The organism is Flavobacterium arsenatis (assembly GCF_031456785.1).
GTDB lineage: Bacteria > Bacteroidota > Bacteroidia > Flavobacteriales > Flavobacteriaceae > Flavobacterium > Flavobacterium arsenatis.
Genome location: NZ_JAVDVI010000003.1, coordinates 243,912 through 256,063 on the forward strand (window position 1 = coordinate 243,912; position 12,152 = coordinate 256,063).

The window sequence follows — 12,152 nt, forward strand, 5'->3', positions numbered from 1 at the left end:
TTTTAAGAGTTAAACCAGGATTTATGCTTAAAGCATAATTACAAAAAAGTCAACCCAATTCTTTTACCCAAACCAACTTCAAAAATTCTGATCAAAGTTGAAAGCTGTATGTTACCCTTTCCGTTTTCTATCCTTGAGATGTAGCTTTTTTTTGTGCCTGTTTTTTCGGCTAATTGTTCTTGCGTAATTTTAGCTTCCTTTCTGGCTTCTTTAAGCATCTCGCTGATAATAAACATCTGCGATTTTTCTTCGTAGATATTTCGTGTTTCGGTTCCAATTTTTCCGTGTTCAGCTTCTATAAGCTGATCAAAGTTTTTTATGTTTTTATAAGCTGTCATTATAATTCGTTTTTTTGTTGAAAGTAGTTGTTCATTAAAATCAATGCTTTGTCCAATTCATTTTTGGGTGTCTTTTGTGTCTTTTTCTGAAATCCATTAAAAAGAACTACCAGTTTTCCTTTATCAAAACAGCAAAATATCCTGTAAATGTTTGACTTGTATTCAATTCGAATTTCATAAAGTCCGTTGGTTCCAGTTAAATGCTTTAAGAATTTTTCAGGAACTTTTTCTACTTGTTTAATCAATTCAAGGACATACTTGATTTTATCTTTTACCTTATCATCTTGTTTTTGATAGAACTCGAATGAAATGATTTTCATAAAATATAATTTCTCTGGTCATCAGCAAAGTTATCTTAAAAGTAAACAATTAACAAATAAAAACAGGGTTGTTTTTAAATTTTGAAAATACCTAAACCTGCACCTTCTTCCATTTCCCCCTCTTAAACAAAATAAAACTCGCAATGGTAATAGCCGTTTCAGCAACCGGAATCGCAATAAACACCCCCATTGGACCCATCTCTAAATATTTTGCAAGGAAATAAGCAAGCGGAATCTGGAACAGCCAAAACCCGATAAGGTTTACCCAAGTCGGTGTCCAAGTATCACCGGCACCATTAAACGCATTGATTAAAACCATCCCAATACCGTAGAAGATATAGCCGGTTGCTATCACCCGAACTGCCTTCACGGCATATACTTGCACTTCGGGGTCGTTCGTGAAAAAAGCTACTAATAATTCGGCACCCAACAATGAAATCAGCATCACACACGCCATATAAATCACGTTGTATTTGGCGGTTTTCAACACGGCATCTTCGGCACGTTGCACCTCGTTGGCTCCCAGATTCTGTCCAACCAATGTTGCCGCTGCATTGCTCAAACCCCAAGCTGGAAGAAGGAAAAACATCATCAACCGCATTGCCGTCTGATAACCTGCCGAACCATTGTCACCTCCAGTTGTCGCCACCAATTGAGCCAAAAAGATCCAGCTGCACGAAGCAATCACAAACTGCAAAACCGCTGGCGAAGCAATCCCCACCAACGTTTTGATTTGTTCCCAATTTGGTTTCAAATAGGCAAGCGTAATCTTCAGCATATTCTTCCCGTTAAACAAATGATACAATTGATAAGAAACTCCAATGCTTCTTCCTATTGTAGTGGCAATCGCGGCACCAGTCAAGCCAAAGGCAGGAACAGGTCCAAAACCATTGATGAAAATCGGACATAAGATAATGTTAGCCAAGTTGGCAATCCAAAGGCTTTTCATCGCAACGGCTGCATTTCCGGCTCCCCTAAAAATTCCATTGATCAGGAAAAGAAGCATGATCACGATACTTCCACCCATCATGATCTGGATAAATGGCGTTCCGTGTTCGGCAGCTTCGGGAGAAGCACCCATCAAAAGCAATATCTCGGTTCCGAAAATCACTCCAAGAACACTGATAACAGATGTTATGGAAAACGCAATCAAGATCGCCTGCATCCCTGCTTTTCCCGCAGCAACTGGGTCTTTCTCGCCAATTCTTCTCGCTACAACAGCCGTTGCCGCCATACTGATCCCAATCGCAAGCGAGTAGATAATGGTCAATACCGATTCGGTCAAGCCGACGGTTTGAATGGCAAAACTGCTGTTTTCCAAATGGCCAACAAAATACAAATCGACCAAGGCAAAGACGGATTCCATGGCCATTTCCAGCATCATCGGAATGGCAAGAAGTATTACCGAAAGCTTAATGCTTCCTGTTGTATAATCGATTTCTTCTCCCTTGAGGGATTTTTTAATAACCGATAAAATTGTAGAAAATATATTCGTAGGTTGTCCTGTTGTCGACATAAAAAATAAAGTATAAATGATTGAAAAATGATAGGATTACGGTAGAAGATCCGAACCCTTTTTATTGTTAGCACTAAATGATTGTCCTGCTTTTAGAAAGTGAGGACGGCTGAAACAATCATATTTCCTGAAGATTAGGCAACAAATATATTATTTTTTAAATAAAAAAAGCCAACAAATCTGTTGGCTTCCATAGTATTTTTTTGCGGTTGTATTCGTTTTTAGCTTTTTATAAAATTAGAAGAAATGAAAAGCTTCGTTTTAGGTTTTATATTTTTGTATAGATCTCCTTTAATCCAGAATTCCATTCCACTTTTTCATAGTAGAAACTAACCGATACAAGTTTTTCCCTCTTTTCGATGATGATTTTACCTGTTACTTTAGCCTCATTTCCAACAACAGTAATGTTGCTATCGTTTAGGAGTTCATTTTTATTATATAGAGCGAGTAATTTTTCGGCAATATCTTCACGAATCTTCATTTTAGCATTAAAGTTATTGATGATGATAGTTTCGCCTTCTCTAGTAGATATTAGTTCCATTCCATTTTGTCCGTAATTATACGGTACCTCAATATTGTTTTGTGAAAAAACTGAAGTACAACCTATCAGAAATAGAAAACTGAATTTAGACATAATAACAATCAGGGGTAAATATTATTATATGCTGTAAAAATATAAATAAGTTTTAAATTTATAATTATTATTTAAATAAAAAAATCCGCTCTGAATTTCAGAACGGATTTTTGGGTTTGGTTGGTTTTTGGAGGTTAACTGCTAGTAGTAGGCAAATCGTCTTACTTTAGCAATATATTTTGTAAGTCGGATGACTTGGTGGCTGTAGCCATATTCGTTATCATACCAGATATAAAGTACAATATTTTTTCCATCAGCAGAAACGATTGTTGCGTTGCTGTCGTAAATGGATGGCGCAGAAGTTCCGATAATATCAGAAGAAACCAATTCGTTGTTCAAAGAATATTTGATCTGTTCAACCAATTCGCCTTCCAAGGCATATTTTTTCATAATTGCATTGATTTCGGCAATCGAAGTTTCTTTGTTTACTTCAAGGTTCAAGACTACAAGGGAGCCATTTGGAACAGGAACACGAATCGCATTTGAAGTCAATTTCCCAGCCAACGAAGGCAATGCTTTTGCAACGGCACTTCCTGCACCAGTTTCGGTAATAACCATATTCAATCCGGCAGCTCTACCACGACGGTATTTTTTGTGCATATTATCCACAAGATTTTGGTCGTTTGTATAAGCGTGAATGGTTTCCAAATGTCCTTTAACAACACCCAAAGTATCTTCAACAGCCTTCAAGATTGGGGTGATGGCATTGGTTGTACAAGATGCAGCAGAGAAAATATTTACTTCATCAGGATTGTATTCGTTGTGGTTTACACCATAAACGATATTTGGTACGCCTTTTCCAGGAGCCGTCAATAGAACTTTATCAACACCCTTAGAAGTCAAGTGTCTTGCCAAAGCTTCCTGCGTTGTGAAAGCACCCGTGTTATCGATAACCAAAGCGTCATCAATTCCGTAAGTGGTATAATCAATTTCTTCTGGAGCATTGGCAGTGATGATGTGAACAGTAGTTCCGTTGATAATCAAGGCATTGTTTTCTGGATCGGCAATTACTGAACCTTGAAAATCGCCGTGAATAGAATCATAACGTAACAAAGAAGCTCTTTTTTCTAAAGTCGTTGCGTCGTTTTTATCTCGGGTCACAATAGCTCTCAAACGCAATTGGTTACCTTTTCCGGTTTTCGACATCAATTCGCGGGCCAACAAACGTCCGATACGTCCAAAACCATACAAAACCACATTTTTAGGTTTGATGTTTTTGAATTCTTTTGCATTTTTCAATTTGTCGATAACAAATGACCTTGAATCGTTGTATTTATCATCTTCCAAATGGAATTCATAAGTAAGCTTTCCGATGTCCAATTTTGAAGGAGGCAAATCCATTGAAAGAATGGCTCTTGCAATTTCAACCGAATCAAAAACAGAGATTGGTTTTTCAACAAAAGCTCCAGCATATTCGTGCAGGTTAATGATTTCGCTGACATTTCTGTCAATCAATTGATTTCTGAAAAATACAAGCTCAATTGATTTGTCGTACCATAAATCACTGATGATTTTGATGAATTCTACACCAGCACGTCTTCTGTCAGCCTGAAAAGAAAGTTCTTTTTCGTAGGAAGCTTTTTTGTTGTCCATTCGTTTAAATTATAAATAGTTAGTGTTGTTTATTTTTAATTTGGTGCAAAAGTAAACAACTATAACGTTTTCGTGAAATGTTTTTGCAATTTATTTTCTGGAAATTTTAAACATTTCATAATCTAAGGACGAAACCAAAAAAGAAAACCATTAAGATATTAAGTTTCATTAAGGCTTCACCCTTAACTTTTCTTAACCTCTTAATGGTTTAAAAAATAAGTCTAAATTTTATCAGATAATCATTCGAACCATCTGACCGTTGTTAGTAATCAATTCAATTTGAACACCTTCTTGATCGTCCTTGTTCGACATGATTTTCGAAACCGTTTCAACATCCACAGCTTTAATATTATCAACCTTTAAGATAATTGCTCCAGAAAGTTCATCTGCATATCGCTTCAACCTAGGATTTTCAATTTCTGTGATTTTAACGCCATATCCAATCTTGAATTGTTTCTTATCGGCAGAGCCAATATTCTCAATTTGAATACCTTTTAAATCCGTTTTTACAATATCATTTTTAGATAATACAACAGAAGTTGTCATCATTTTGTCCTCCCTCAAAAACGAAACCTGAACCTTGTCATTTGGTCGTTTTGTGTTGATATAGCTGTTTAAGTCGGCAAAAGAAGTAATATTTTGGTTGTCTAATTTCACGATAATATCACCCGATTTCAACCCTGATTTCTCAGCACCTGAGCTTTTAGTAACCTTATGAACATAGAAACCTTCGGTCTGGTTTACACCAAATTCTTTCGACATCATTGCATTTAATTCTGTTCCTTCAACACCCAACATTCCACGTTGAACGTTTCCAAACTCCATAATATCTTCGATGATTTTTCGCGTGATATTCGACGGAACTGCAAACGAATAGCCAACATACGAACCCGTCATCGACGAAATCATCGTGTTAATTCCAATCAATTCTCCTCTCGTGTTCACCAAAGCACCACCACTGTTTCCAGGATTTACAGCTGCATCGGTTTGAATAAACGATTGAATTCCATTGGTGTCCAAATTTCGGGCTTTCGCCGAAACAATACCAGCCGTTACAGTCGATGTCAAGTTATACGGATTTCCAACTGCCAAAACCCATTCTCCCACCTTTACGTTATCAGAATCAGCAAAAGTCGAATAGGAAAGTTTCACATCAGCATCAATTTTCAGTAAAGCGATATCCATTTTAGAGTCCGTTCCAATCAATTTTGCCTTATACGATTTCTTGTTGTTCAACGTAATTTCAATATCTTGAGCATCCTTCACAACGTGATTGTTCGTCACGATATACCCATCTTCCGAAATAATCACACCAGAACCGGTTCCCACTTGTTCCTGTTGTTGGCCACCTCTATAACCGTAAAAATATTCCATAATCGGGTTCGAAACCGTCCTGTACGATACATTTTTAACGTGAACCACCGAATGAACCGCCTTGTCGGCCGCGTCCGTAAAATCAACTGTTTCGGCTCCCAAGCCAACATTTCTTGAAAAATTATTTGGTGCAGTCGTCACAATCGATTTCGATTCAAACGCTCCGCCGTCATCAAACAGCACTTTATATGCACCAAGAGTCGTTGCCCCACTTAACAAGGCTACCAAGAATAAATTTCCAAATCTTTTCATTGTTTGATAATAATTAAGTTATTTAACAGTAAAATTAGATGATTAATTCCTTCTCCAAAATGAGTTTAACGCTCGATTAACAATGATTAACTTTTCATTAATATTCGTAACTTTGTGTTGCTATTTTTTTAGGAGCAAAAGGCTCGGGCATTTGTTTAAATCATATTCCCGCTGTCCGTTGCAATCTTTTCTTTTTTTAAAGAAAAAAAAGAAAAGGATTTCCACTACCATCGGGGCTAGAGAAAAACTAATAGCATTCTTTAAACACCAACCAACTTATAACTTATAACCAACAACTTATAACTTTAAAAACGTGCAACTCAAATTCTACAAATACCAAGGAACGGGAAACGATTTTGTGATGATAGACAATCGCAATGAAAAATTTCCCAAAAATAATACCAAATTAATCGAGCAATTATGCGACCGAAGATTTGGCATAGGAGCCGATGGTTTGATACTTTTAGAAAATGACAATTCGACAGATTTTCGAATGGTCTATTATAATTCTGACGGAAACCAAAGCTCAATGTGTGGCAACGGGGGAAGATGTCTGGTAGCATTCGCAAAAAGTTTAGAGGTAATCGAAAAAGAAACCACCTTCATAGCAACCGATGGTTTGCATCACGCTACAATTTTTGAAGACGGAATTGTTTCCCTTCAAATGAAAGATGTTGATACCGTAAAAGTGACGCCGGAATATGTTTTTCTAGATACAGGTTCGCCTCATCATATTGAAATTGTAGATGATTTGAAAAATCTGGATGTAAAAACCAAAGGTTCAAAAATACGCTATGGCGAATTATATGGTGAAAAAGGAAGCAACGTCAATTTTGTAAAACAGGTTGACGACACTACGTTTTCACTTCGCACATACGAAAGAGGAGTAGAAGACGAAACTTTCTCCTGCGGAACTGGAGCAACGGCAACGGCAATTGCGATGAAAGTTTTAGGAAAAACCAATTCAGAAAACATAAATATAAATGTAGAAGGCGGGAAATTAGAGGTTTCATTCTATTCAAGCAATAATAAATTTACAGACGTTTTCTTGAAAGGACCGGCAACATTTGTTTTCTCAGGAACAATCGAAGTTTAAACCTAACCTACAAGGTTTTCAAAACCTTGTAGGTTTAAATTTAGAGAGAAGAACAATGAGTTTCTCAAATACAAAAGATTAAAAATACCTACAAGGTTTTGAAAACCTTGCAGGAAAATCCTAAATTCCAAATGATAACACTAAAAGGAGAAAACATTTACTTAAGAGCGCTCGAACCCGAGGATTTGGAGTTTGTGTATGCTGTAGAAAATGATGAATCCATTTGGAATGTCAGCAATACCCAAACGCCCTACAGCCGATTTTTAATTCGTCAATACCTTGAAAATGCACACCAAGATATTTATGAAGCTAAACAATTGCGATTGGTAATTTGCCGAAATGACAATTTTTCAGCAATCGGTTTGATTGATTTATTTGATTATGACCCAAGAAACAATCGTGCAGGAATTGGTATTCTAATTCAAGACAATGAAAATAGAGGCCAAGGAGTTGGTTCAGAAGCGTTGCAACTCTTAATCAATTATGCTTTTACACATTTAAATTTACACCAGCTTTACGCAAATATTGATGCTGAAAATGAAATCAGTTTAAAGCTTTTTACTACTTTTGGATTCCAATTAATCGGAACAAAAAAACAATGGAATTTGGTAAATGCTGTTTATAAAGATGAGTCACTTTATCAACTGTTGCGATAATTTTAATAAATTTGTAAAACATTAAATACGTCTTTTATGGATATTTCGGCAAAAAAAATAGAGTTGATGCAATGGTTGCTTGGAATTAATGACGAAGTAAAATCTTTGGGATAATGAAGCGAAAGCGGATTTGAAAATAATTTATGAAAATTCCAGCAAAAAGAAAGCTAGTGGCTTATTAAAAGAAATCAAGTCCATACATTTTACAGAACAATATCAAGTTGATGAATTTTTAGGATTTCCCTACAGAAGAATGATTATAGGTATTTATAAAATTATTTACAAGGTACAATCTGAAAAAGAAATCAGAATTCTTCAAATTTTCCACACAAAACAAAATCCAATCAAATTAAGAAAATAACTTTAAAATCTACATACCCCAGTAGAATATGGGGCTTTTTATGAAACCTAAAAAAATCCTTGTTTATTTTTCACTTCTAGTAGTTGTTGGAGCATCTGTTTACGGTTATATCATCTATAGAAAGATTTTTTCTGCCAATACAAAATTCAACGAAAAGGAAGTTTTTATTTATATTCCAACCGATGCCAATTACAATCAAGTTGTAGAAATCATCAAACCTTATATAGAAGATATTGGCCGTTTTAATATGGTTGCCGAAAAGAAATCGTATGTGGCAAACGTAAAATCTGGAAAATTTCTGTTGAAAAACGGAATGAACAGTAACGATATTGTCAACAGTCTTCGTCGGGAAGTTCCAGTGAATCTAGCATTCAACAACCAAGAGCGATTGGAAGATTTTGCAGGAAGAATCGCTACTCAAATCGAAGCCGATAGTTTGAGTCTGCTAAATTCTTTTAAGGACGAAAAGTTTTTACAAGAAAATGGTTTTACCGAAGAAAACGTTCTAAGTATGTTTATCCCAAATTCCTATGAGTTTTTCTGGGATGTGAATGCTGAGAAATTCCGCGAAAGAATGGCAAAGGAATACCGAAAGTTTTGGACACCGGAAAGATTGGCGAAAGCCGAAGCTCAAAATCTAACACCGCTTCAGGTTTCTGCATTGGCCTCAATCGTTCACAAAGAAACCGTGAAAAAAGACGAACGACCAAGAGTGGCAGGTGTTTATTTGAATAGATTGAATACGGGAATGAAGTTAGAAGCCGATCCAACTGTTATTTATGCCGTAAAGAAATCTTCAGGAAATTTCGACCAAGTCATCAAACGCGTTTTATACAAAGATTTGGAAACGGTTTCTCCTTATAATACCTACCAAAACGAAGGTTTGCCTCCAGGTCCAATCGCAATGCCAGACATCACGGCTCTTGACGCGGTTTTAAACCCAGAAAAGCACAACTATATTTATTTCTGTGCAAGTGTTACGAATTTTGGCTATCATGAATTTGCCGTGACTCCAGCCCAACACGAAGTGAATCGTCAAAAATATATTGCTTGGGTAAGCAAACAAGGCATAAAACGATAGTTTGAAGTTTTATAAGCACATACTTTTACTTTTTTTAATCGTTTCTTTTTCGAATGCTTTCGGACAAGGCAAATTGGACAGTTTCCTAAAACCAGCAGATAGTTTAAATATCCAACGAAGAAATGCCGTAGTAATTTCTGAAGCTGTTGTTTTAACAGGAACTTTGGTAGCATTGAACCAAGTTTGGTACAGCGATTATGCAAAATCCAGTTTCCACCTAAAAAACGATAATGCCCAATGGCTTCAGATGGACAAAGCTGGACATGTTTTTTCATCTTACCAAATGGGAAGATTTGGAGCTGAATTGTTAGAATGGAGTGGAGCGAGTCAGAAAAGCCAACTGATTTATGGTTCAACACTTGGTTTGGGATTTCTTACAGCTGTTGAGGTTTTTGATGGACATTCAGCCGAATGGGGTTTTTCTTGGGGAGATATGTTAGCAAATGCTTCAGGAACGGCTTTATATGTTTCGCAGGAATTACTTTGGAACGAACAGCGAATTGTTCCTAAATTTTCATTCCATACAACACCTTATGCCTCTGCAAGACCAAATGTTTTGGGAGAATCGCTAAACGAACAAATCCTAAAAGATTACAACGGACAAACCTATTGGCTTTCGGGGAACATCCATTCTTTTTTCAAAGGTTCAAAAATTCCAAAATGGGTCAATGTTGCCGTTGGTTATGGAGCCGAAGGAATGATTACTGGGGATGATGTTTTGGTGAACACGGTTTTCTTTCCAGAGAAGAACAGAATCCGTCAATTTTACCTGAGTCTGGATGTTGATTTGACAAAAATTGAAACGCAATCACATACTTTAAGGACACTTTTTTCCATTTTCAATACCATCAAGATACCCGCTCCAACCTTTGAAATCAACAGTTCAGGGAAGTCCAAATTTCATGTTCTTTACTTTTAGAAAACATTAACAGGCTGATTTTCAGGTTTGTATTTTTTGTTGTATATTTGCCCCGCAGAAATTTCTCGGTGTGACAGGTTGAGAAGAAATTCAAAGTATGATTAAAAAATGGATATATTACACTAGTATTGCAGTTGTTGTCGCTTTTATAAGCTTAAGTTTTAAAACATCAAAGCACGAAAACCAGGATTGGTTTTATGTTTCAGAAAATGAAGAATCACTTCATTTATTTCCCTCACTTGAGGAAGAAGAATACACAAATTTCAATTTTCCATTCACAGGAAAATCCTTCACAGGCTTCAAAGAAGCACTTGCATTCAAAGAATCACAAGGAAGATATCGATTAATTAATTCACTCGGTTATATGGGGAAATACCAGTTTGGGATGTCTGCATTGAGAGCCATTGGTATTCATAATTCCACAGAGTTTTTAAATAATCCGAGGATGCAAGAAAAGGCATTTAAGGCATTATTGGCTAAAAATAAATGGGAACTACGTGAAGAAATTGAAAAATACGAAGGCAAAGTAGTTGATGGAGTCAAAGTAACCGAATCGGGAATTTTGGCAGCTGCTCATTTAGGAGGTGCAGGTTCTGTAAAAAAATTCTTCAGAAGTGAAGGTAAACGTTCTATAAAAGATAATTACGGAACTTCACTCAAAAGTTATATGAAAAAATTCGGAGGTTATGACACTTCCTTTATTGTAGCGAATAGTAATGCAAAGATAAAGATGTAATGATTTTCATTTTATTATAAAAAGAAAACTGCTGAAAGGCAGTTTTTTTTGTTTTTACATCCTATGAATAATAAAAATAGCAGGTCGGTTATGCAAATCAATCTTCGCATTTTTCCATTCCGAAGCTTTCATCGTCTTGATGTATTCGGTTGGCAAAGTGATATCACAAGCTATACATAAATAGGTTGAAGGATTTATTGCTTGCAAAATATCTTCGAGCATTTTATTATTTCGATAAGGCGTTTCAATAAATAGTTGGGACTGATTTTTATCCCCTGATAATTTTTCTAGATTTTTTAAAGCGGTTTTCTTTTCAGATTTTTCTATTGGAAGATAACCATTAAATGCAAAACTCTGTCCGTTCATTCCCGAAGCCATAATCGCCAATAAGATAGAAGAAGGGCCAACCAACGGAACCACTTGTATGCCATTTTCGTGGGCCAATTTTACAATAACAGCACCAGGATCGGCAACTCCGGGACAGCCCGCTTCAGACATTAGTCCTACATTATGTCCTTCCAGACAAGGCTTTATCATTCCAAAATGCTCTGATTTTTCAGTATGTTTATTTAGGGAGCTCAATTTTAAACTTGCCTGTACTTTTTCTGGATTGATGCTTTTAATAAATTTTCTGGCTGTTTTTTCGTTTTCAACAACAAAAGTATCAATGAAATCAATTGCTCTTTTTACGGTTTGTGGCAAAGCATCCATAGGATCGCCTTCGCCTAAAGTTGTTGGAATTAAATATAATTTGCCTTTAAGTGTGGTTGATTTCATTTAGATTTTTATTTGAAGAAAAAATTATGAAGACGAATGTTCCTTGATAAGCTTCTCAGCAATCACATCACAAACTTCGTCCAGCATTTCATAAACGGTTACAAAACCATTTTCAAGTCCGAAATAAGGGTCTGGAACATCTACGTTTTCGTTTGGAAAAAGCTCGTTTAATATAAGGCTGACTTTTTTCTTGGATTCTTCATCGGGAGCCAAATCAATCACATTCCTGTAATTGGAACCGTCCATCACATAAATATAGTCGTATTCCTTGAAATCCTGCTTACGAAATTGTCGTGCTTTTTGACAAGAAATATCAATTCCTCTGCTGTTTGCAATGGCAATCGAGCGTTTGTCGGGTTGTTTGCCAACATGCCAATCGCCGGTTCCAGCAGAATCTACAATGAATTTATCTTTAGGAAGTTTTGATGCCAATATGCCTTCTGCAAGAGGTGAACGGCAAATGTTGCCTAAGCAAACCATCAAAATCTTCACAGGCATT

Annotated in this window: 13 protein-coding genes and 1 pseudogene; 6 read left to right on the forward strand and 8 right to left on the reverse strand. The window is 36.3% G+C overall.

Going from position 1 to position 12,152, the window contains the following annotated elements; all coding sequences use genetic code 11:
* Positions 1–38: 38 nt before the first annotated feature.
* The 6 genes from J2X31_RS05155 to J2X31_RS05180 all read right to left on the reverse strand — a co-directional run bounded on the left by J2X31_RS05155 (position 39) and on the right by J2X31_RS05180 (position 6,027).
* Entirely contained in the window at positions 39–338 is a 300-nt protein-coding gene (locus J2X31_RS05155) for a helix-turn-helix domain-containing protein (protein ID WP_310024988.1), read from the reverse strand.
* Positions 338–658 carry a type II toxin-antitoxin system RelE/ParE family toxin gene (locus J2X31_RS05160; RefSeq protein WP_310024989.1) on the reverse strand — a complete coding sequence of 107 codons (321 nt, stop codon included), beginning with the start codon at positions 656–658 and terminating at the stop codon, positions 338–340. The genes J2X31_RS05155 and J2X31_RS05160 overlap by 1 nt, the downstream gene beginning before the upstream one ends.
* A gap of 91 nt (positions 659–749) precedes the next feature.
* Complete coding sequence (locus J2X31_RS05165) at positions 750–2,174, reverse strand: MATE family efflux transporter (RefSeq protein ID WP_310024990.1); 1,425 nt, start codon at positions 2,172–2,174, stop codon at positions 750–752.
* Between the two features lie 268 nt (positions 2,175–2,442).
* On the reverse strand, positions 2,443–2,715 hold the full coding sequence (locus J2X31_RS05170; protein ID WP_310024992.1) for a hypothetical protein: 273 nt from the start codon (positions 2,713–2,715) through the stop codon (positions 2,443–2,445).
* A gap of 234 nt (positions 2,716–2,949) precedes the next feature.
* Positions 2,950–4,401, reverse strand: a complete 1,452-nt coding sequence (locus J2X31_RS05175; RefSeq protein ID WP_310024994.1) for a glyceraldehyde-3-phosphate dehydrogenase — start codon at positions 4,399–4,401, stop codon at positions 2,950–2,952.
* A 231-nt stretch (positions 4,402–4,632) separates the two neighbouring features.
* On the reverse strand, positions 4,633–6,027 hold the full coding sequence (locus J2X31_RS05180) for a trypsin-like peptidase domain-containing protein (protein ID WP_310024995.1): 1,395 nt from the start codon (positions 6,025–6,027) through the stop codon (positions 4,633–4,635).
* Between the two features lie 313 nt (positions 6,028–6,340).
* Between J2X31_RS05180 and dapF the strand changes: the two genes are divergently transcribed.
* The 6 genes and pseudogenes from dapF (at position 6,341) to J2X31_RS05205 (ending at position 10,876) form a co-directional block, all read left to right on the forward strand.
* Entirely contained in the window at positions 6,341–7,123 is a 783-nt protein-coding gene (gene dapF, locus J2X31_RS05185; RefSeq protein WP_310024997.1) for a diaminopimelate epimerase, read from the forward strand.
* 131 nt (positions 7,124–7,254) lie between these two features.
* Positions 7,255–7,779 carry a GNAT family N-acetyltransferase gene (locus tag J2X31_RS05190; RefSeq protein ID WP_310025000.1) on the forward strand — a complete coding sequence of 175 codons (525 nt, stop codon included), beginning with the start codon at positions 7,255–7,257 and terminating at the stop codon, positions 7,777–7,779.
* Positions 7,780–7,897: 118 nt separating this feature from the next.
* Positions 7,898–8,140, forward strand: a pseudogene (locus tag J2X31_RS18210) (type II toxin-antitoxin system RelE/ParE family toxin); the annotation flags it as partial.
* Positions 8,141–8,180: 40 nt separating this feature from the next.
* Entirely contained in the window at positions 8,181–9,221 is a 1,041-nt protein-coding gene (mltG, locus tag J2X31_RS05195; protein ID WP_310025002.1) for an endolytic transglycosylase MltG, read from the forward strand.
* Position 9,222: 1 nt separating this feature from the next.
* Entirely contained in the window at positions 9,223–10,140 is a 918-nt protein-coding gene (locus J2X31_RS05200; protein WP_310025003.1) for a DUF2279 domain-containing protein, read from the forward strand.
* 97 nt (positions 10,141–10,237) lie between these two features.
* A complete protein-coding gene (locus J2X31_RS05205) occupies positions 10,238–10,876 on the forward strand; it encodes a peptidoglycan-binding protein LysM (protein ID WP_310025004.1) in 639 nt (212 codons plus the stop codon).
* 54 nt (positions 10,877–10,930) lie between these two features.
* Here J2X31_RS05205 and J2X31_RS05210 read toward each other — a convergent pair whose 3' ends face one another.
* Positions 10,931–11,653, reverse strand: a complete 723-nt coding sequence (locus J2X31_RS05210) for an SAM-dependent methyltransferase (protein WP_310025006.1) — start codon at positions 11,651–11,653, stop codon at positions 10,931–10,933.
* Between the two features lie 24 nt (positions 11,654–11,677).
* Positions 11,678–12,151 (reverse strand): low molecular weight protein-tyrosine-phosphatase, encoded by a 474-nt coding sequence (locus J2X31_RS05215; protein WP_310025008.1) that lies wholly within the window; start codon positions 12,149–12,151, stop codon positions 11,678–11,680.
* Position 12,152: the final 1 nt, after the last annotated feature.